Raw genomic sequence first — 20,672 nt, 5'->3', positions numbered from 1 at the left:
GGAGCGCGGCCGGCGGACGCCGGACGCTCCCGTTCGCCCATCCTTCCCCTTTCACCGCGGGAACGGATGCGGACACGACCGGAGACGGGCCCTAGGGCAGTCGCCAGTCGACCTGCTGGGTCCCCTGGCGCGCCAGCAGGTCGTTGGCCCGGCTGAACGGGCGCGAGCCGAAGAAGCCGCGGTCCGCCGACATCGGCGAGGGGTGCGCCGACTCGAGCGCCGGCAGGTCCCCGAGCAGTGGCCGCAGGTTGCGCGCGTCGCGGCCCCACAGGATCGACACCAACGGCTTGCCCCGCGCGACGAGTGCCCGGATCGCCTGCTCGGTCACCTCTTCCCAGCCCTTGCCGCGGTGCGCGGCCGGCTTGCCGGGGGCCGTGGTCAGGGCCCGGTTGAGCAGCAGCACCCCCTGCCGGGTCCACGGGGTGAGGTCCCCGTTGGACGGCCTCGCCAGTCCGAGGTCGGAGTTCATCTCGCGGAAGATGTTCTCCAGACTGCCCGGCAGCCTGCGCACCTCCGGCGCGACGGCGAAGCTCAGGCCGATGGCCATCCCCGGTGTGGGGTAGGGGTCCTGTCCGACGATCAGGACGCGGACGTCGTCGAACGGCTGCTGGAAGGCGCGCAGTACGTTCGCGCCGGCCGGCAGGTACGTCCGGCCCGCGGCGATCTCGCCGCGCAGGAAGTTCCCCATGGCGGCGATCTGTCCGGACACAGGTTCCAGAGCCTTCGCCCAGCCTGCTTCAACGAGTTCATTCAAGGGTCGTGGTGCCACGCCGTGTCACTCTACTGGTCCAACCGGGTGGCCGGGCGCCTACCGTCGGTGAGTTGACGGTATCTGCTCTTCATCGGATAAATGCGGACAGATGCCGCCGGAGAAGGCCCTGCCCGAACACCTTGTTCCGATAAGCCAGTAGCATGCGGCGCCATGAGCTCCCCCACTGGGCCCGCAAATGGCCTGCCCGTACGAATGCCGCGACCCCGCCAGACCGGACGGCACCGCCGGCCCGAGCCCGCGGCGGCGCCCGAGGGCGCGCCCGCGCTGGTGCTCGCCGTGCCCGGTGCCCCCTCGTCCGCCTCGCGAGGGCTCGCGGAAGAGATCATCAGCATCGGCCGCTCCGAGCTGCCGGGCCTCGACGCCCGCATCGGCTTCCTCGACGGTGACGACGCCTCCGAGTTCCCGTCCCTTTCCGGCGTGCTGACCGCCGTCGCGACCGAGCGTGCCGCGCGCGCGGAGTTCGCCCGCGCCGCCGGCCACGAGGTGCCCGCGCCGACCGGCCCGGACGCCGTGGTCGTGCCCCTGCTGGCCGGTCCGGACGGAGACCTGCTCCGCCGGGTCCGCCAGGCGCTGATGGACTCCTCGGCCGCCGCCGAGCTGGCCGACGTGCTCGGCCCGCACCCGCTGCTCGCCGAGGGCCTGCACGTGCGGCTGTCCGAGGCGGGCCTGGCCCGCGCCGACCGCGCCCGGCTCTTCACCGTGACCACCGCCGCCGACGGCATCGTCCTGGCCACCACCGGTGGCGAGGAGGCCGTGCAGGCCGCCGGCATCACGGGCATGCTGCTCGCCGCCCGGCTCGCCGTGCCCGTCAAGGCGGCCGCGCTGGACCAGGAGGGCTCGGTGGCCGCCGTCGCCGAGCAGCTGCGCGGCGAGGGCTCCACGCAGCTCGCGCTCGCCCCGTACCTGATCGGCCCGGAGGCGGCCGAGGGGCTGCTGGACACCGCCTGCAAGGAGGCCGACTGCGCCACCGCCGAGGTGCTCGGGGCCTACCCGGCGCTCGGCAAGCTGGCCGTCGCCCAGTACTCCGCGGCCCTCGGGATCAGCCAGGGCGCCGCTGCCCACTGAACCGCCCGTCCGTGACGGAGAAGGCCCCCGCCGGCCCTGGTTTCCAGGGCTCGCCAGGGGCCTTCTCCGTGGCCGCGTACGGATGCCCGGGGCGCGAGTCCCGTACGCGCGCCCGTGCGCACGCCCCGTACGTCCGTACGCGGGTCAGCCGAGGACCACGCAGGTGGCCGCGGGCACGGCCACCGAGCCGGCCCGGTGCGGCCGCCCGGTCAGCGGGTCCACGTCGAACCAGGTGACGTCGCCCGAGCGCTCGTTGGCCGCGTAGAGCCGGCGCCCCGGGGCGTCGACGGCGAGATCGCGCGGCCACTCGCCGCCGCAGTCCACGGCCCCGGTGAGCCGCGGCTCCTCGGGGCCGTCGGCGAGGGAGAGCGTGGCGATGGAGTCGGCGCCCCGGACCGCCACCCAGACGAACCGCCCGTCGGGCGAGACGACGATCGCCGAGGGGTAGGCCCGTACGGCCCCTGCGACGCCCGTGGAAGCGACCGGAACCTCACGGACCGGTTCCAGTTGCCCGGACGCCCCGTTCCAGCGGCAGACGGTCAGCTGCGGCTCCAGCTCGTGCAGGACGTAGACTGCGGCACCCTCCGGATGGAAGGCCAGGTGGCGGGGGCCGGACCCGGCGCGCAACGCCGTCTCCGAGTGCACCCCCAGCGCGCCGGTGGCCGGGTCCGGCGCGCAGACCCGCACCGAGTCGGTGCCGAGGTCCACGCTGAGCACCCAGCGGCCGGTCGGGTCGGGCAGCACCTGATGGGCGTGCGGGCGCTCCTGGCGGTCGGGGTCGGGGCCGCGGCCCTCGTGCGGGAGGACGTGGGCGGGCCCTGCCGGACTGCCGTCGGCGGCGAGCGGGAGGCTGCTGACGCTGCCGGAGGTGTAGTTGGCGGTGAGCAGCCGGCCCGCGCTCACGCTGAGGTGGGTCGGGCCGGAGCCGCCGACGCGGACGGCCGCGCCGAGCGGGACGAGGCCGTCGGCGGTCGGCCGGAAGGCGCTCACCGCGCCCCCTTCGGTCTCGTTCACCGCGTAGAGCACGCCGGTGTCCCGGGCGAGGGTGAGGTACGAGGGGTCCTCCGAGGCGGCGACCGAGAGCGTGGTCAGCGCTCCGGTCACCGGATCCACGGCCGCGGTGGTGACACCGCGACCGCCCCCCGAGGTGAACGAGCCGATGTAGGCCCGGTGTTCGCCGCCATGGTCCGTACTGTCAGCGCCGCCCACGCGAGGCCCCTCTCACCGCTCTCGGATCCGTTCGGAGCCGACGGTAACAGAAGGTCTAGACCAAATCTCGTCCTTGGGCCCGTTCCTGCGCGCCGGGGTGGTGGACGTACGCCGTACTGCTCGGGCTGTCCTCGTAGGTGCGGTGGAAGACCGGGGTGGCCGAGCCGGAGATCGGCGGCACGATCCAGGACCAGTCCGCGCCCACCTCGCGCCCCTTGCGCTCCTCCCGCTCCATGTGGGAAAGGAACCGCCGGGACTCGGAGTGGTGGTCGGCGATGGCGACGCCGGCGCGGTCGAAGGAGTGCAGGACCGCCCGGTTGAGCTCGACGAGCGCGCGGTCCTTCCAGAGCGAACGGTCGCTGGAGGTGTCCAGGCCGAGGCGGCGGGCGACGGCCGGCAGGAGGTTGTACCGGTCGGTGTCGGCGAGGTTGCGCGCGCCGATCTCGGTGCCCATGTACCAGCCGTTGAAGGGCGCGGCCGGGTAGTGGATGCCGCCGATCTCCAGGCACATGTTGGAGATGGCGGGCACGGCGTGCCAGCGCAGCCCCCAGTCCGCCCAGCCGTCGCCGTCGGGGTGGCCGATCGGCACCTCCAGGACGGCGTCCGCGGGGGTGTCGAACCAGCGGGGTTTGTCGTCGACGCCCTGGACCACCAGCGGGAGGAGGTCGAAGGGGCTGCCGGAGCCGCCCGGCCAGCCGAGCTGGAGCAGGGCCTCGGTGAGCGGGGCGTTGCGGGCGTCACCGACGGTGACGGAGGGGTGGTCGCCGTAGCCGGCGTACCTGATGAGCTGCTCGCTCCAGATCACCGGGCCGGGACGGCCCGGGGCGTCCGGGGCGAAGACCGTGATGGTGGGTCTGATCCTGCCGCCGTTGGTCGCCTCGCGCAGGTGGTCGAAGCACTCCGCGGCGATGTCGTCGGCGTCGGTGAGCCCGCGACGGTCGCGGACCCGCAGCGAGTTCCAGTAGAGCCTGCCTATGCAGCGGTTGCTGTTGCGCCAGGCCACGCGCGCCCCGTGGGCCAGTTCCTCGGGGGTGTGCATGTAGGTGCCGGTCCCGGCCAGTTCGGCCCTGACGGCGGCGAGCCGGGCGCGCGGATCGCCTGCGCCCTTGGTCTCCCGGTGGAAGAGTCGGATGAACTCCTCGGCCGCGTCCCACACCTGAGCGGTGGTGGAGCGTTGTTGAAGAATTTCCATTCCGGGCGATTACCCCCTGTCCGACCAGATCCACCCTGTACGTGCCGGATGAATGTGCAATGAACAATTACCCGTTGTACATGCCGCAGGTCAGCGGTGGGCGGCAGGAGCGGCCGGAACACTCCTCTGAGTGATCTTCGGCGATCGGCCTGCGGGCAGGGGGCGTAGGGGCGTACGATCCGGCGCAGGCGCGGGAGTTGGCCGTGCGTGCGCCGGGCCGCCCGCGCACGCGGGCGGGTCTAGCGGCAGGGGCGGCTCATGTAGAGCGCCTGCTCGCCGGCTGCGGGCGTACCGCCGTACAGCGCAGTGTCGAGGCCGCAGAAGCCGAATCCCATGCGCCGGTAGGCGTGCACGGCCGGGGTGTTGACCGAACTGACCTCCAACCACAGGTGCTCCGCGCCGCGTTCGCGGGCGTACTCCGCCGCGCACTCCATGAGGGCGCGGCCGATGCCGCGGCCGCGGCGGCCGGGCGCGACCTCGATGTCCTCGATCGTGAGGCGCCGGTTCCACGCGGCGTAGCCGACGGCCGCGAAGCCGCACACCTCGCCGGCGTCCAGGGCCACGTAGGTGCGCGCGTCGGCATCCTGGCCCGCCCCGCCGCCGAAGCCCTGCTCGTCGTGCTCCTCGGGCGGGAACACCTTGTGCACGGGCGGGTCCACCGGGACCTCGCGGACCCGGAAGCCGAAGCCGTCGTCGGAGGCGGTCACCTCGAAGACCGTGGCGGTGGTGAAGGAACCGTCCAGGGCCTCGATGGCACCCGCGTCCTCGGGGCGGGCGAGGCGGTAGACGATTCCGTCGGCGGAGCCGTGTGCGGTGGTCATGAGATCCACCGTACGCAAAAAATCCCCCGGCCGAATTCGCTGCCGAGGGATGCGAGAGAGTATATTTGCTGGTTCGTGACTTCGCGGGAATGAAGCCACAAGAACCTTACGAGGACACTGTATCGCGGTGGGAGTGCAATTGTCAACCGAGGAATTCCGTAAAGAGCAGCAATTCGTCACCGGTCTCTATCGGCGCCTCGACGACCTGCGCGACCAGGCCGAACATGCGGTCGAAGGGGCATTGCGCGACGTCGGAAGCGGGTTTCAGGCGCGCCTGGAGCGCGATGTCATGGTGGCCGAGCAGTCCGGCCTGCTTTCCGCGCTGAATGCGGGCGAGAACGGCCTCTGTTTCGGCCGTCTGGAGTTCTCCGACGGCCGTGACCACCACATCGGCCGGATCGGAATCCGCGCGGACGACGCGGAACGCACCCCGCTGGTCCTGGACTGGCGCGCGGAGGTGGCCCGGCCCTTCTACCTCGCCACCGGCCACACCCCCATGGGGCTGCGCCGTCGGCGGCACATCAGCAGCCGGGGGCGCGAGGTCACCGCCCTGCACGACGAGATCCTCGACCTGACCGACGCGGAGCGCACCGGGCACGAGGGCGCCGACGCGGACGCCGTGCTGCTCGCAGCGCTCGACGCCGCCCGGACCGGCCGCATGCACGACATCGTGCGCACCATCCAGGCCGAGCAGGACCGGATCATCCGCTCCCCGCACCGCGGGGTGCTGGTCGTGGAGGGCGGTCCGGGCACCGGGAAGACCGCGGTCGCGCTGCACCGCGCCGCGTACCTCCTGTACGCCCACCGGGAACTGCTCGCCAAGCGCGGGGTGCTGATCGTCGGACCGGGACCGGCCTTCCTCGGCTACATCGGCGAGGTGCTCCCGGCCCTCGGCGAGACGGGCGTCCTGCTCGCCACCCCCGGCGAGCTCTTCCCCGGCGTGCACGCCACCGGCGCCGACCGCCCCGGCGCCGCCGCGGTGAAGGGCCGGGCAGCGATGGCGGAGGTCCTCGCGCGGGTCGTGGCGGACCGGCAGGGCCTGCCGGAGAACGTGCCGGCGGGCACCGGGGAGGAGTACGACACGGTCCCCGAGCCCGCGCTGGAGATCGACCACGACGACTACGGGACCCTGCTGCTGGACCGCACGATGGCCTACGAGGCGCGGGACCGGGCCCGGGCCACGGGGCTGCCGCACAACCAGGCGCGCCCGGCCTTCGCCTTCCGGATCATCGACGCGCTCACCGCGCAGCTCGCCGACCGGCTGGGCGCCGATCCGTACGGCGGGCCGAACCTGCTCGGCTCGGACGACGTCGCCCAGCTCGGCAAGGAGATCGCGACGAGTCCCGCCGTGCACGCGGCGATCGACTCGCTGTGGCCCTCCCTCACCCCCGAGCAGCTGGTCGCCGGCTTCCTGGCGGATCCCACGCACCTGTCCGCGCACGAGGCCGGGCTGATCCGGCGCGCGCCCTCGGCGCGGCCGGAGTGGACGCCGGCCGACGTACCGCTCCTGGACGAGGCCGCCGAGCTGCTCGGGGAGGACGACAGCGCCCGGCGCGCCGCGGAGGAACGGGAGCGGCAGAAGCGCGTCGCGTACGCACAGGGGGTCCTGGACCTCTCCGAGGGCTCGCAGTCGTACGAGTTCGAGGACGAGGAGAACGAGTTCCTCGCGGCCCACGACATCATCGACGCCGAGCGGATGGCCGAGCGCCAGGAGGAGGCCGACCACCGCAGCGCCGCCGAGCGGGCCGCGGCCGACCGCACCTGGGCCTTCGGGCACGTGATCGTGGACGAGGCGCAGGAGCTGTCGGAGATGGCGTGGCGGCTGCTGATGCGGCGCTGCCCCACCCGGTCGATGACGCTGGTCGGCGATCCCGCGCAGACCGCCGACGAGGCGGGCTGCGGCTCCTGGGAGCGGATCCTCTCCCCGTACGTGGGCGAGCGCTGGGAGCTGGTCCGGCTCGGGGTCAACTACCGCACGCCGGCCGAGATCATGGAGGTGGCGGCGGCCGTGCTGCGGAAGCGCGATCCCGGCTTCGAACCGCCGCGTTCGGTACGGGCGACCGGGGTGCGGCCGTGGGTGCGCGAAGCCGGGGACCCGGCGCGGGCGGTGGCGGAGGCCGTGGAGCGGGAACGGCCGGCGGAGGGGCGGCTCGCGGTGATCGCGCCGCGGCCGCGGCACGCGGCGCTGGCCGCCGTGCTGCCGGGGGTACGGGAGGGCGCGGAGCCGGATCTGACCCGGGAGGTCGTGCTGCTGGATCCGCGCCAGGCCAAGGGGCTGGAGTTCGACACGGTGATCGTGGTGGAGCCGGCCGACTTCGAGCCGAGCGACCTGTACGTGGCGCTGACCCGGGCCACCCAGGCCCTCGGGGTGGTGCACTCTGCCGGCCGGCTGCCGGCCGGCCTGGCGGAGTCCGCGGAGGGACTGGTCAGGCGCTGACGACGAACGGCGCCCGCGGGTCGGTGCCCAGCGGGGCGGCGAGCTCGACCAGCGCCCGCTCCAGGCCCTGGAGGTGGGCCAGCGCGGGCCCGGAGCCGGCGGTGTGCGCCGCGGTGTCGCGCGCCGTGGCGGGCCGGCTCGCGCCCCGCTCCTCGGCGGTCAGCGCCTCCACCGCCGCCTCGACGCGCCAGCAGGCCGCGGCGAGGCGGGCGTCGTGGCTCGCGTCCGGGTCGGCGGCCACAGCCACCAGCCCGCGCACCTCGCGGGCGCAGTCGTCCAGCAGCGCGATGACCTGGCCGGCGCGGGCCTTGCGCGCACGGAACGGGCTGAGCGGGTGGACGAGCGGCGCGAGCGCCATCCGGACCCGGGCCAGCAGGGTCTCCAGCTCGGCGGCGTGGGGCGCCGGATCGGCCGTCTCGGAGCCGGCGAGGCGGGCGGCAGCCTGGGCCGTGGCCGCGTGCACGCAGTGCAGGGCGCGCTGGATCCAGGCGTCGTTCGTGGCGTGGGTGGTGACCGGCAGTACGAGGACCACGGCCAGCGCGGCGCACACCGCGCCCACGGCCGTCTCCTCCAGGCGCAGCACGAGCAGGCCGGGGTCCAGCACGCCGAGGAGGCCGTAGAGCAGCCCCGCCATGAGCGTGACGGCCAGGATCATCCAGCTGTAGGAGACCGCGGCCGTGTAGAAGATCGCGAACACGCAGCCGGCGACCAGGACGGCGGTGGGCGCGGGCGCGCCGTTCAGCGGGATGGCGATCAGCACGCCCGCGGCCACGCCGATGACGGTGCCGAGCACCCGGCGGAAGCCCCGGACCAGCGTCTCGCCGCGCGAGGCGGTGTTGACGAAGATCCACCAGGCGGTGCCGACGGCCCAGTACCAGCGGTCCTCGGAGAGCACCTGGCCGATGGCGAGGGCGACGGCGCAGGCGGCGGTGGCCTGGAAGGCCTGGCGGGTGGTGGGCCGGGCAAGGCCCCGTCCGGGCAGCGGCGCGGGGGCGGCGGGCGGCGGGGTGCGCCGCTCGATGGGCCAGAGCAGGAACCGTACGGCGCCGGCGGCGACCAGGGCCAGGCCCACGGCGGCGAACAGCTCCGGGAGCTGGGCGGGGACGGCGTGCAGGAACTGCGTGATGAAGAAGTTCATGAACGCGAAGATCCCGAGCGCGTGTCCGCGCGGGCCCCAGCGGCGGGCGTAGACCCCGCAGAAGACGACGAGGACGAAGGCCGCGTCGCGCGCGGGGGTCAGCCCGTGGAGGGCGGTGGCGAGGGCGAGGACCGGGAATCCGGCGGCCGGCAGCAGCGCGGTGGTGACGGCCTGGCGGCGCACGGTCGCGTCGGTGACGGTGAAGAGGGCGAGGAGCGCCGCCAGTCCCCCGGTGATGGAGGCGCTCAGGGAGAGACCGCACAGCTCGGCGAGGGCGACGGCGCCGGCGACGCCGATCACCGCGCGGGCCGCGTTCCTGAGTCTCAGACGCCCCGGATCCGGAGCCACGAACATCCTCTTCACGGCGGTGTGCCGCCCCCCTCGTGTGGTGCGCGCCGGCCCGGCGCCGCCCGGGGGTGGTGGGCGGTGGACGGGCACGGCGAAGGCGCCGCGCTCCGGAACCGGCCTCGTTGCCGTCCGGCGCTGCGCGGCGCCGTAAGTACATGGATACGCCACAGATAAGCATCCGCAGGGGCAATGGCTCAAGCGGGCCCCTGGCTACTGGACCATTGGCACAGATACCGGCGGGGATCTCCAGCCATCAGGAGACCAACGGACCGGCTTTCCCGCGCGGCGGGGAGCCGGCCGCGCTCACTGCGCCGGGCCGCCTTCCGTCGGCACGCACAGGACGGGCACCGGCGACAGGTGCAGGAGCTTGTGCGGGGTGGAGCCGAGGAGGGCGCCGCGGATCGGGCTGTCGCCCCAGCTGCCGACGATGATGACGCGGGCGTGGTGGCGCTCGGCGGCGTCCAGCAGGGCCTGGGCCGGCTTCTCGTCCACCACCTCGACCGTCGAGGGCACTCCGGCGGCGTCGGCCTCCTCGACGGCGCGGGCGAGTGCGCTGCGGCCCACCTGGCGGACGGCCTCCCGGTGGGCGCGGTACTCCTCGCCGGTGGCGCCCGGGGCGGCCGCGCCGTAGACGAGGACGAGCGGCTCGCCGAAGGCGGTGGCCACCTCCAGCGCCACGTGCAGGGCCCGTTCGGCGCCGGGCGACTCGTCGTATCCGAGAACCACGGACATCGGGACTCCTCAGCGCTTCCCGGCGTGGACGAGGGCCGGGTCGACCACGCCCCGCCGCTCCTGCCAGAACCTGCCGTCCCGTACCCGCCAGAAGCACATGACGAGCACGCCGACGACGGCGATGGCGATCCCGATGACCAGCGGCGGGCCGAGTCCGAACCAGGAGACGCCGCTCGCCGAGTTCTCCGGGTCGGACATGTCGCCGATCGACTCCACCAGCAGCCAGATCAGCAGACCGGCGCCGACCACCGGGCCGACCCCGATGAGCAGGAGGTTGTGCACGCTCTCGCGCAGGTGGCGGCGGTAGTAGACGGCGCAGGCCAGGCCGGTGAGCGCGTAGTAGAAGGCGATCAGCAGGGAGAGCGCGGTGAGGGAGTCAAGGAGCGCGTTCTCGCTGATCTGGTTGACGACGAGGTACCAGCCGATGGCGATGCCGGCCACCCACCAGGTGCTCACGTCCGGGGTCCGGAACCTCGGGTGGATGTGTGCGAGGGGCGGGGGCAGCGCGTGCCGGCGGGCCATGGACAGGGCGGTGCGGGAGGCCGGGATGATCGTGGTCTGCGTGGAGGCGAGCGCGGAGGTGCAGACGGCGAGGAGCACCACCCAGTCCCAGCCGCCCATCACCTCGTGGGCGAGCACGGCGAAGATGGCCTCCTCCTCGGCCGCGTTCTCGGCGAGGAACGTGGTGCCCGCGTAGCCGACGACCGCGAAGCACACGGACAGGTAGGTGACCAGGAGGATGACCGTCGACCAGATTCCGGCCTTGCCGGGCGCGGTTGCGGAGTTCTCGACCTCCTCGGTGAGGTTGACCGCGGACTCCCAGCCCCAGTACATGAACACGCCGAGCAGCAGTCCGCCGGTGAGGGCGGCGCCGCCCGCACCGAAGGGATTGAGCCAGGAGAGGGACGGCTCGATCTCCTCGAGGGTGCTGGTTCCGGCGTAGATGCGGTAGATGGCGACCACCGCGAAGGCCAGCAGGAAGAAGACCTGGGCGAGGATGAGGATGTCCTGGAGGTGGGCCGAGAGCTCGGTGCCGATGACGCAGATGGCGGTCATGGCCAGGATCACGACGACGGTGAGGGACTGCCGGATCCAGGCGTTGGCGGCCCAGTCGTCGAGTCCGAAGGCCAGCAGGCCGAAGTTGACGGCGACGTCCGCGAGCGAGCCGATGACCAGCACGCCCGTCATGGCGATGGCCCAGCCACCGAGCCAGCCCGCCCAGGGACCCATGGCCCGGGTGACCCACGAGAAGGTCGTCCCGCAGTCCTGGTCCACCTTGTTCAGGTAGTAGAAGGCGGCGGCGATGAGCAGCATCGGCACGAAGGAGGCCAGCATCACGCCCGGCGCGTAGATCCCGACCAGGGCCACGATCGGCCCGAGTACGGCGGCCAGGGAGTAGGCGGGCGAGGTGGAGTTCAGGCCGATGACGAGCGCGTCGAGGAAGCCGATCGCGTTGGCCTTGAGCCCCGCTTCCCCGTCGCCCGGCTCGTGCACGACATCCGTACCGTCCTGACCCATGTACGAATGGTTACGCACCGGGCATCGGCGCGCGAGGCGGGACGGACCGGTCAGGGACGGACGTTCCACCCTGCGATCACCGGGAGTCCGTGTTCGGTGGAGAGCTCGCTGACCGTGCCGGTGCGCAGCAGGAACAGCCGGCCGTCCGCGGGCTCCAGGCCCAGGTAGCGGGCGGTGAGGACGCGCAGGAAGTGGCCGTGGGCGACGAGCACCACGTTGCCGCCGTCCGCGCGGAGCACGGGGGCGACCCGGGCGAGGGCGCGGTCCGCGCGGGCGCCCACCTGGGCGGCGCTCTCGCCGGGGTGCGCCGGGTCGCCGGGCGGGACGCCGTCGCTCCACAGGGACCAGTCCGGGGTGGTGCGCCGGATCTCCTGGGTGGTGATGCCCTCGTAGCCGCCGTAGTCCCACTCGTACAGGTCGGGGTCGGTGACCGCGCCGGTGAGTCCGGCGAGTTCGGCCGTGGCGACGGCCCGGTGCAGCGGGCTCGTCACCACCAGGGCCGGGTGGCGGTTCTGGAAGTAGGGGGCCAGCGAGATGGCCTCCTCGACCCCCCGCGCGTTCAGCGGGACGTCGGTGCGTCCGGTGTGCCGTCCGTCGGCGCTCCAGGATGTCTCTCCGTGCCTCACCAGCAACAGGTCGCTCACCCTTCGGACCCTATGCCTTCCGGCATGTCGGCGCCGGGGGATCCGGGCGGGCGTGTCACTGTCGGGCGTCATGGAGGAGAGCGGGGAGAGCGGGGGCTCGGCGGGTGTGCGGCGGGGCCGGCCGCGGATGCCCGCGCTGCTGATCGTACTGACGGTGGTGACGGGGCTGATCGAGGCGGTGAGCCTGCTCGCGCTCGGTCCGGTTTTCACGGCGATGCAGACCGGCAACGTGCTGTTCCTGTCCTTCGGCGCCGCGCGGGCGGGCGACCTGCCGGCGCTGGCGCCGGCGGTCTCGCTGGCCGCCTTCGCCGTCGGCGCGGTCTGCGGGGCCCACCTGGAGTCGGTGACGGAGGGGCGCGGGTGGCGCTGGTTCGTGATCGGCCTGCTCTCCGAATCCGGGCTGGTCCTCCTCGCCGCGGCCCTCGGATGGGGCCTGGCGCCGCGCTACGGGGCTCCGACCGCCCGGCACATGACGGTGACGGCGGTCCTGGCGCTGGCGATGGGGATGCGCAACGCCACGATCATGCGGGCGAACGTGCCCGGCGTGCCGACGACACTGGTCACCCGGTCCATGACCGCCTTCCTGGGGGGCTCCGCCATGGGCCAGGGGAACGTGTTCGGATCGGGGAGGAGCCGCTGGGAGCTGCGCGGCCTGACCGTGCTCGCGATGTTCGCCGGCGGTTTCCTCGGAGCGCTGCTGGTGCGGGCCGGGTGGGCGGTGGGGTGGCTGCTGCTGCCGGCCGCCGTGACGGTGCTGTTGGTGGGCCTGGCCTACCTGGGGCAGCCCTGGCTGCGCACCGGGCCCGGTCCTGGCCGGGAACGATCGCGTTGAACTGGGCCATTGGTACAGTCGCGGCATGGCGGTGGACGAGCTCGACACCCGAATCCTGCGTCTGCTGATCGAGCAGCCGCGCACCAGCGTCCGCGAGTACGCCCGGATCCTCGGCGTCGCGCGCGGGACCCTGCAGGCGCGGCTGGACCGGCTGGAGCGCACGGGCGTCATCACGGGGACCGGGCCGGTGCTCTCCCCCGCCGCGCTGGGCCACCCGGTGCTGGCCTTCGTCCACATCGAGGTCACCCAGGGGCACCTGGACGACGTGGGTGATGCGCTGGCCGCCGTACCGGAGATCATCGAGGCCTTCTCGATCACCGGCGGCGGGGACCTGCTGACCCGCGTGGCGGCCCGTGACAACGCGCACCTGGAGGACGTGATCCAGCGGCTCATCCAGCTCCCGGGCGTGGTCCGTACGCGGACGGAGGTGGCCTTGCGCGAACGGGTCCCGCACCGGCTGCTGCCGCTGGTCGAAGCCGTGGGGAGGAACGCCCGCAAGACCTGACAGGATGACTGAGGCAGAACAGAACCGGCAGGACGGGCATAGCGGATGATTTCCGTCATATTCGATCTCGACGGCACCCTCGTGGACAGCGAGCCGAACTACTACGAATCTGGGCGCCGCACCTTGGAGCGGCACGGCGTCCCCGATTTCACGTGGGAGCAGCACTCCCGGTTCATCGGCATCGGCACCCTGGAGACGCTGGAGATCCTCAAGGACCGGTACGGCATCGAGGCGCCGGTCGAGCAGCTGCTCGCCGAGCAGAACGCGGCCTACCTGGACCTGGCCCGCACCCGGACCGAGGTGTTCCCGCAGATGCGGAAGTTCGTCGAGCGGCTGTACGCCGAAGGGGTGCCGATGGCGGTCGCCTCCGGTTCCTCGCGCGAGGCGATCGACGCCGTCCTGGCGGGCACCGGGCTGGACGCGGTGCTGACCACGGTGGTCTCCGCCGAGGAGGTCGCGCACGGCAAGCCCGCTCCCGACGTGTTCCTGGAGGCGGCGCGCCGGCTGGGCGCGCGGCCCGCCGACTGCGTGGTCGTCGAGGACGCGACGCCGGGGGCGCAGGCCGCCCACGCCGCGGGCATGGGCTGCATGGTGATCCCGTTCGCGGCGGAGATCGCGGACGACCCGGCCTTCGCCACGGCCGGACTCCTCTTCCCGCGCGGGCAGCCGGAGTTCACCGCGGACGCGGCGCACGACTGGCTGACGGCACGCCGGACGGCCTGACAGCCCGACGGCCCGACGGCCCAGCAGCCCGGGCCGGGCGAAGGCGCGCGAACGGCGCGGTCCGGACCCTGGTGCCCTGCGGGGGCTGCTGTCACCATGCCTGCGTGACCGCGACCCTGCCCCCGGGCACCCGGAACGGCGGACCCCGCCGGTGGCCCCTGCTCGGGAACCTGCCCGCCTTCGCCCGCGATCCCCTGGCCTTCTTCGAGTCCCTGCGCGACGACTACGGCGACTGGGTGCCCTGGGCCCTCGGCCCGCAGCGCAACGTGCTGGTCTCCCGGCCCGAGCACGCCGCCGAACTGCTCGGCGCCGTCGAATCCACCTTCAACCCGATGGAACTGGGCTGGGCCTTCCACCAGTTGCTGGGCGACGGGGTGGTCGTCGCCACCGGGGACGACTGGCGGCGCAAGCGGGCGCTGGTCCAGCCCTCCGTGCGGCCGCGGCAGGTGCGCTCGTACGCCGCCACGATGGTGGAGTGCGCGGACGCGCTGGCCGGCGGCTGGCGCGAGGGCGAACGGATCGACGTGCACCGGGAGATGGCCGGGCTCACCCAGCGGATCGCGGTGCGCACGCTGTTCGGGAGCGACGCGGCCGGCCGGGAGGCGCCCATCAGCGCGGCGATGGCCACCGCGCAGCGGGAGCTGGGGGCGGAGTTCCGGGGGCTGACGCTGTTCCTGCCGCCGTGGGTGCGCACTCCCGGGCGGCGCCGGATGCGGGAGGCGGTGGCGGTCCTCGACCGGGAGATCGCGCACGTCATACGGGAGCACGAGACGGCCTCGGCGGCCGGCGCGGAACGGGACGACCTGCTGAGCCGGCTGCTCGCGGCCCGCGACGAGGACGGTGGCCCGCTCTCCCGCAAGGAGCTGCGGGACGAGTCGATCACCCTCTACATCGGCGGCCACGAGACCACTTCGACCACCTTGACCTGGGCCTGGCAGCTGCTGTCGGGCGCCCCCGACGCGCGGGCCCGGCTGACGGAGGAGCTCGGCCGGGTGCTCGGCGGGCGCCTGCCGACGTACGACGACTACGCGCGGCTGCCCTGGACCCGGCAAGTGGTCAAGGAGGCGCTGCGGATCTATCCGCCGATCTGGCTCATCTCGGCGATGGCCACGGAGGGCGCGAGCATCGGCGGGCGGACGGTGCCCGCGGGGACGGCGGTGTGGACCAGCCCCTGGTCGATGCACCGGGACGAGCGGTGGTTCCCGGACCCGGAGGCGTTCCGCCCCGAGCGGTGGGACGCGGACGCCCCCCATCCGGCGCCCGAACACGCCTGGTTCCCCTTCGGCGGGGGCCCGCGGGCCTGCCTGGGGGCACGGTTCGCACTGGTGGAGGCCGCGCTCGTACTGGCCGTGCTGGGGCAGCGGTTCCACCTGGACAGCGGGAGCGGGCGGGCCGGGGTGTTCCCGGGCCTCACCCTGCAGCCCGTCGGACCGGTCATGGCGACGCTGCGCCGAACCGGCCCCGGCCCGGGCGAGGCGAGGGGGTGACTCCGGAACTGGCCGCGCGCGGGCGGTCGGCGCCGTAGGCCCGGCCGGCGGGGAAGATCCCGCGACCCTCGCCAGTTAGTAGAACCGTGAACAATGCGACGCGGGACGTGGACACGGTGGACGTGGTGGTCGTCGGCGCCGGGCAGGCGGGCCTGTCCAGCGCCTACCACCTGGCGCGGGCGGGGCTCGACCACGTGGTCCTGGACCACGCGCCGCGGCCGGGCGGGGCCTGGCAGTACCGCTGGCCCTCGCTCACCTACGGCAGGGTCCACGGGATGCACGCCCTCCCCGGCATGGAGCTGACCGGCGCCGACCCGCTGCGGCCCTCGTCCGAGGTGATCGGGGAGTACTTCGCCTCCTACGAGGACCGCTTCGACCTGCGCGTACGGCGTCCCGTGGACGTCTCGGCCGTGCGCGAGGGGGACGACGGCCGGCTGCGCGTCGAGACCTCGGTGGGCGTCTGGTCGGCCCGGGCCGTGATCAACGCCACGGGAACCTGGGACCGGCCGTTCTGGCCGCGCTACCCGGGCCAGGAGACCTTCCGCGGCCGCCAGTTGCACACGGCGAACTACCCCGGGCCGCAGGACTTCGCCGGGGCACGGGTGATCGTCGTGGGCGGCGGCACGTCGGCGGTCCAGCACCTGCTGGAGATCGCCGAGGTGGCGGCGGAGACCACCTGGGTGACCCGGCGGCCCCCGGTTTTCCGCGACGGCGGCTTCGGCGAGGCCGAGGGCCGGGCCGCGGTGGCCCTGGTGGACGAGCGGGTCCGCCGGGGGCTGCCGCCGCAGAGCGTGGTCAGCGTGACGGGGCTCCCGCTGAACGAGGCCGTCCGGGCCGGTCTGGCCTCGGGGGTCCTGGACCGCCGGCCCGTCTTCGACCGGATCACCGCCACGGGCGCCGTCTGGGCGGACGGGAGCCGCGTGGGGGCGGACGTCATCCTGTGGGCCACCGGATTCCGCGCGGCCGTCGACCACCTGGCCCCGCTGCGCCTGCGCGAGCCGGGCGGCGGCATCCGGGTCGAGGGGACCGGGGCCGTGCGCGACGAGCGGGTCCACCTGGTCGGCTACGGCCCGTCGGCGTCGACCATCGGCGCCAACCGCGCGGGCGGCGCCGCGGTCCGCGAGATCCGCCGGCTGCTGACCCGCGAACCGGTCGGTTCGCCCGCGGCCTGACCCGGCCTCCGGGCCTCAGCCGGCCGGGGCGGGATCGATGGGGAACTCCCGGTCCGGGGTGTCCGCCGCGACGGCCTCCGGGGTCGCGTACACGTAGCCCGTACCGTTGCGCACGCGCAGGACGGGCTCCGTCCAGTTCTCGGTGTGGTCCGGGACGAAGACACGAGTGGTGTGCCGCTCCGCGTCGTGGACCAGGAGCGAGACGATGGCGTAGAGCTGGGCTCCCGCTCGACATCCCGGCTGCAGCCGAGCCCCATCGCCGCGGCGTCGCGCGGCGCCGCCTTCGAGAGCAACTCGCCCAGTCGTTCCACGTACCGGTGCTCACCGACCAGAGCGGTCAGGTCGGCCTGGTCGAACCACCAGTGGAGCAGGTCGACCCCGAGGGGGGAACGGGCCAGCCACTGCTGCCACTCCGCCACGCTGCGGCCCCACCGTTCGGCCACCCGCTCGTGCGCTGCCCGCTCCGCGGCCGCGGTGGCCTCGGCGGCCGCGTCCACCGGCGGCGGAGGGCCCGGCGCCTCGTCGGGGGACCCGCTCTCCGGCGCCCCCGCCCCGGCCTCGGCTCCGGCTTTCGCCTTCCCTGTCGCTTTCCATGGCCACTTCACGGCTCGCCGCCTCGGTGCACGCGTCCGGCAGGCGGCCGATCGTAGGGCCGACCCCGGGTCCGGTGTCCCTCATTTCCCGGCGGCGCGCCCCTGACCTGCATGGGAGCCTGCGTGGGAGCTCGCGTGGGCGCGGATCCGGTTGAACTCCGCCACGTGCTTCTTGTGCTCGTCGTACGTGGCCGAGAAGCGGGTGTCCCCCGGCTTCACGGTGACGAAGTACAGCCAGTCGCCGGGCGTCGGCGCGACCGCGGCCGCCATGGCCTCCAGCCCCGGGCTGTCGATCGGGGTGGGCGGCAGGCCCTGACGTTCGTACGTGTTGAAGGGGCTGTCGATGCGGGTCTCGCTCAGCTTGGTGTCCACGCTGCTGCGGTTCAGCGCATAGTTGATGGTGGAGTCCATCTGCAGCGGCATCGACTTCGCCAGCCGGTTGTGCACCACGCGTGCGACCTTGCCCATGTCGGCGCGGTTCTCGGCCTCCGCCTCGATGATGCTGGCCATCGTGGCCGTCTGGTACGGGGTCATCCCATGGGCCTTGCCGCCGTCGGCCACCGCCTTGGTGGCGAGCTTCTCGTTCGCCGTGCGCACCATGTACGCGAGGAGCGCGGCCGGCGTGGTCTTCGAGGTCACCGGGTACGTCGCCGGGAAGAGGTACCCCTCCGGGTTGCCCTTGGCCTCCGCGGGCAGTGCCAGTCCGGCGGTGGTCACCGCCGACTTCGCGGATCCGGGCCGGAGCTTCAGTTCACGGTCGACCGCGGCGTACACCTGCGACGCGCGCCAGCCCTCGGGGATCACCAACTGGCGTGGTTTCTCCGGCTCGTCCCCGCCCCGCAGTATCGGGATCAGGACGGCCGCACCGATGGCGAGCAGCACGCCGAGGAAGAGAGCCAGTCGGCCCCGGCGGGTGAGCCGGGATCGGCGCCGCGGCGGCCGGTACTCATGACTCATGCGGGAACGCTAACCCGCAAACTGCCACTTTTCCGACATCCAGCCCGTGGGCCGGTCATACAGTCACACGTTCACCGGAGTCAGCTGGGCTTCCCCGGGCGGCTCGGGCGCCAGCGCGGCGTCCCGGTCCCGGCGGACCAGCGCCGCGTACCGGCCGTCCGCCTTCAGCAGCTCCTCGTGGGTACCGCGCTCGGCGATGCGGCCCGCGTCCAGCACCACGATCTGGTCGGCGTCGCGGACGGTGGAGAGCCGGTGGGCGATGGTGATGGTGGTGCGGCCGGCCGAGAGGTTGTCGATGGCCCGCTGGACGGCGTGCTCGGTACGGGTGTCCAGGGCACTGGTGGCCTCGTCGAGGATCAGCACCGGCGGGTCCCGCAGGATGGTGCGGGCGATGGCCAGCCGCTGCTTCTCGCCTCCGGAGAACCGGTATCCGCGCTCGCCGACCAGGGTGTCGTACCCGTCGGGCAGGGACGCGATGTGGTCGTGGATCTGCGCCGCGCGGGCCGCCTCGGTGATCTCCTCGTCGGTGGCGTCCGGCTTGGCGAAGCGCAGGTTGTCCGCGACCGAGGCGTGGAAGAGGTAGGTCTCCTGGGAGACCACCCCGATGGAACGGGCCAGCGAGTCGAAGTCGAGGTCGCGCACGTCCACCCCGTCGAGGGCGACCCGTCCGCCGGTCACGTCGTAGAGCCGGGGCACCAGGTAGCTGAGCGTGCTCTTGCCGGAGCCGGTCGGGCCGACCACGGCGAGGGAGCCGCCGGCCGGGACCGTGATGTCGATCCCCGTGAGGGTCGGTCCGCTCTTGGCGTCGTACGCGAAGTGCACGTCCTCCAGCGTGACCTCGCCCTTGGCCCGGTCGAGGCGCACCGGGTCGGCGCGCTCGGTGATGTCCACCGGCAGGTCGAGGTACTCGAAGATGCGGGCGAACAGGGCGAGCGAGGTCTGTATCTGCACACCGGTCGACAGCAGGCTCACGGCGGGCCGGAACAGGCCCTGCTGGAGGGTGACGAAGGCGACGAGGGTGCCGACGGAGAGCGAGGGGGCGCCCGTCTGGAGGGCCAGGCCGGCGGCCCAGTAGATGAGGGCGGGCATCGCGGCCATGACGATGCCGATCGTGGACATCCGCCAGCGGCCGGCCATGCTCGAACGCACTTCGAGTCCGACGAGCTTCTCGGACTCCTCGGCGAAGGCGGAGGTCAGCGACTCGGAGCGGCCCATGGTGCGGCCCAGCAGGATGCCGCTCACCGAAAGCGACTCGGTGACCGTCGCGGCCATGGCGGCCATCTGCTTCTGCCGCTGCGTGGTGATCCGCTTGCGCTCGCGACCGACCCTGCGGCTGATCCACACGAAGACGGGGAGGAGGAGCAGCGAGACGAGGGTGAGCCGCCAGTCGAGCGCGAGCATCGCGACGACGGAGGCTATGACGGCCGTCAGGTTCGAGACGAGCGAGGTCGCGGTGGAGGTGACGGTGGCCTGCATGCCGCCGATGTCATTGGCGATGCGGGACTGCACCTCACCGGTGCGCGTACGGGTGAAGAAGGCCAGCGGCATCCGCTGGAGCTGCGCGTAGACGGCGGTGCGCAGGTCGTGCATGACGCGCTGGCCGACGGTGGTGGAGATCAGCGTCTGGAGCACGCCGAAGACGCTGGTGACGACGGCGGTGAGGATCATGCCGAGCGCGAGCAGGCTGAGCAGCCCGGTGCGGCCCTGCGGGATCGCGACGTCGAGGATCTCCCGGAGCAGGAACGGCGAGGCGACGCCGACCAGCGAGGAGGCTCCGACGAGCAGGCCGACGACGGCGAGGCGGCCGCGGTAGGGCCGGAAGAGCGCCACGATGCGGCGCAGCTCCCGCGGCTGCTCCGCCGGGGCGGGGCGGGCGGGGTCAAGGGGGTCTTTCGATGGGATCCACTTCGGTTCGTCGTGCGGCATGGGCACCCTCTCGGGGTCAGGGGTCAGGGTCAAGGTCTTCGCGGAGTCCCCTCGGCAAGGCCAGGACCATTGGAGCATAGGTCATTGTTACCTATGCTCACAATGAACGGCATCCTGATATTGTTCCCGCATGAGCTCCGCCTCCGACAGCGACCGCCTCCTCGCCGAACAGCTCCTGCGCCTGACGCGCAGGCTCCACCGGATCCAGAAGCGCCACATGGTGCCGCTCGGGATCACTCCCGCCCAGAGTCGGCTGCTGCGCCTCGTCTCGCACTACGAGGGCGAGCAGCCGCCCCGGATGGCGGACCTCGCCGCGCGCCTGGAAGTCGTCCCGCGCGCCGTGACCACCCTCGTGGACGGCCTGGAGGCGGCCGAGTGCGTGCGCCGCGCGCCCGACCCCGCCAACCGGCGCGTCATCCGGATCGAGCTCACCGACACCGGCCGCGCCACGCTGCGCCGTCTGCGCAACGCGCGAACGGACGCGGCAGAGGAGATCCTGGCTCCATTGACCGCCGACCAGCGCGAGGTGCTCGGCGGTCTGCTGAACGCCCTGTCGGACGCCCCGGCGGAGCGCATCTGCTGACTAGGCCACACGTGGGCC

18 protein-coding genes are annotated in these 20,672 nt (G+C 73.4%); 8 read left to right on the top strand and 10 right to left on the bottom strand.

Annotation, left to right across the window (positions count from 1 at the left end; all coding sequences use genetic code 11):
* Window positions 1-91: 91 nt before the first annotated feature.
* Window positions 92-769, bottom strand: a complete 678-nt coding sequence (locus RIU97_RS34995) for a uracil-DNA glycosylase (RefSeq protein ID WP_404961506.1) — start codon at window positions 767-769, stop codon at window positions 92-94.
* Window positions 770-922: 153 nt separating this feature from the next.
* Here RIU97_RS34995 and RIU97_RS34990 point away from each other — a divergent pair, with 153 nt between their 5' ends.
* Entirely contained in the window at window positions 923-1,837 is a 915-nt protein-coding gene (locus tag RIU97_RS34990; RefSeq protein WP_404961505.1) for a sirohydrochlorin chelatase, read from the top strand.
* 144 nt (window positions 1,838-1,981) lie between these two features.
* Here RIU97_RS34990 and RIU97_RS34985 read toward each other — a convergent pair whose 3' ends face one another.
* From RIU97_RS34985 to RIU97_RS34975, 3 genes are all read right to left on the bottom strand, one after another.
* Window positions 1,982-3,046, bottom strand: coding sequence for a lactonase family protein (locus tag RIU97_RS34985; protein WP_404961504.1), 1,065 nt, complete (start codon window positions 3,044-3,046; stop codon window positions 1,982-1,984).
* A gap of 55 nt (window positions 3,047-3,101) precedes the next feature.
* Entirely contained in the window at window positions 3,102-4,238 is a 1,137-nt protein-coding gene (locus RIU97_RS34980; protein ID WP_404961503.1) for a nitric oxide synthase oxygenase, read from the bottom strand.
* Between the two features lie 239 nt (window positions 4,239-4,477).
* A complete protein-coding gene (locus RIU97_RS34975; protein ID WP_404961502.1) occupies window positions 4,478-5,059 on the bottom strand; it encodes a GNAT family N-acetyltransferase in 582 nt (193 codons plus the stop codon).
* 139 nt (window positions 5,060-5,198) lie between these two features.
* Here RIU97_RS34975 and RIU97_RS34970 point away from each other — a divergent pair, with 139 nt between their 5' ends.
* Window positions 5,199-7,496, top strand: coding sequence for a HelD family protein (locus RIU97_RS34970; protein WP_404961501.1), 2,298 nt, complete (start codon window positions 5,199-5,201; stop codon window positions 7,494-7,496).
* On the opposite strand, the gene RIU97_RS34965 is transcribed toward RIU97_RS34970, so the two are convergent.
* The 4 genes from RIU97_RS34965 to RIU97_RS34950 form a co-directional block, all read right to left on the bottom strand.
* Window positions 7,486-8,988 carry an FUSC family protein gene (locus tag RIU97_RS34965; protein WP_404963050.1) on the bottom strand — a complete coding sequence of 501 codons (1,503 nt, stop codon included), beginning with the start codon at window positions 8,986-8,988 and terminating at the stop codon, window positions 7,486-7,488. The genes RIU97_RS34970 and RIU97_RS34965 overlap by 11 nt on opposite strands.
* Window positions 8,989-9,285: 297 nt before the next feature.
* Window positions 9,286-9,714 (bottom strand): universal stress protein, encoded by a 429-nt coding sequence (locus RIU97_RS34960; protein ID WP_319724259.1) that lies wholly within the window; start codon window positions 9,712-9,714, stop codon window positions 9,286-9,288.
* Between the two features lie 9 nt (window positions 9,715-9,723).
* Window positions 9,724-11,232, bottom strand: a complete 1,509-nt coding sequence (locus tag RIU97_RS34955) for an APC family permease (protein ID WP_404961500.1) — start codon at window positions 11,230-11,232, stop codon at window positions 9,724-9,726.
* A 50-nt stretch (window positions 11,233-11,282) separates the two neighbouring features.
* A complete protein-coding gene (locus RIU97_RS34950) occupies window positions 11,283-11,876 on the bottom strand; it encodes a histidine phosphatase family protein (RefSeq protein ID WP_404961499.1) in 594 nt (197 codons plus the stop codon).
* Between the two features lie 52 nt (window positions 11,877-11,928).
* Here RIU97_RS34950 and RIU97_RS34945 point away from each other — a divergent pair, with 52 nt between their 5' ends.
* From RIU97_RS34945 to RIU97_RS34925, 5 genes are all read left to right on the top strand, one after another.
* The gene (locus RIU97_RS34945; protein ID WP_404961498.1) at window positions 11,929-12,708 is read left to right on the top strand and encodes a YoaK family protein; all 780 of its coding nucleotides are present in this window, start codon (window positions 11,929-11,931) and stop codon (window positions 12,706-12,708) included.
* A 25-nt stretch (window positions 12,709-12,733) separates the two neighbouring features.
* Entirely contained in the window at window positions 12,734-13,213 is a 480-nt protein-coding gene (locus RIU97_RS34940; RefSeq protein ID WP_350991130.1) for an Lrp/AsnC family transcriptional regulator, read from the top strand.
* Between the two features lie 45 nt (window positions 13,214-13,258).
* Window positions 13,259-13,936 (top strand): HAD family hydrolase, encoded by a 678-nt coding sequence (locus tag RIU97_RS34935; protein ID WP_404961497.1) that lies wholly within the window; start codon window positions 13,259-13,261, stop codon window positions 13,934-13,936.
* Between the two features lie 104 nt (window positions 13,937-14,040).
* Window positions 14,041-15,423 (top strand): cytochrome P450, encoded by a 1,383-nt coding sequence (locus tag RIU97_RS34930; protein ID WP_404961496.1) that lies wholly within the window; start codon window positions 14,041-14,043, stop codon window positions 15,421-15,423.
* An 86-nt stretch (window positions 15,424-15,509) separates the two neighbouring features.
* On the top strand, window positions 15,510-16,595 hold the full coding sequence (locus tag RIU97_RS34925; RefSeq protein ID WP_404961495.1) for an FAD-dependent oxidoreductase: 1,086 nt from the start codon (window positions 15,510-15,512) through the stop codon (window positions 16,593-16,595).
* Window positions 16,596-17,269: 674 nt separating this feature from the next.
* Here the strand turns inward: RIU97_RS34925 and mltG are convergent.
* Window positions 17,270-18,145 carry an endolytic transglycosylase MltG gene (gene mltG, locus RIU97_RS34920; RefSeq protein ID WP_404961494.1) on the bottom strand — a complete coding sequence of 292 codons (876 nt, stop codon included), beginning with the start codon at window positions 18,143-18,145 and terminating at the stop codon, window positions 17,270-17,272.
* Window positions 18,146-18,208: 63 nt separating this feature from the next.
* The gene (locus tag RIU97_RS34915; protein WP_404961493.1) at window positions 18,209-20,071 is read right to left on the bottom strand and encodes an ABC transporter ATP-binding protein; all 1,863 of its coding nucleotides are present in this window, start codon (window positions 20,069-20,071) and stop codon (window positions 18,209-18,211) included.
* Window positions 20,072-20,201: 130 nt separating this feature from the next.
* On the opposite strand from RIU97_RS34915, the gene RIU97_RS34910 reads away from it, so the two are divergent.
* On the top strand, window positions 20,202-20,654 hold the full coding sequence (locus RIU97_RS34910; protein ID WP_404961492.1) for a MarR family winged helix-turn-helix transcriptional regulator: 453 nt from the start codon (window positions 20,202-20,204) through the stop codon (window positions 20,652-20,654).
* Window positions 20,655-20,672: the final 18 nt, after the last annotated feature.

The sequence above is a fragment of the Streptomyces sp. 147326 genome, assembly GCF_045000215.1.
GTDB lineage: Bacteria > Actinomycetota > Actinomycetes > Streptomycetales > Streptomycetaceae > Streptomyces.
The sequence above is the reverse complement of the archived record's forward strand: the minus strand, read 5'-3'. Positions and strand labels throughout refer to the sequence as shown.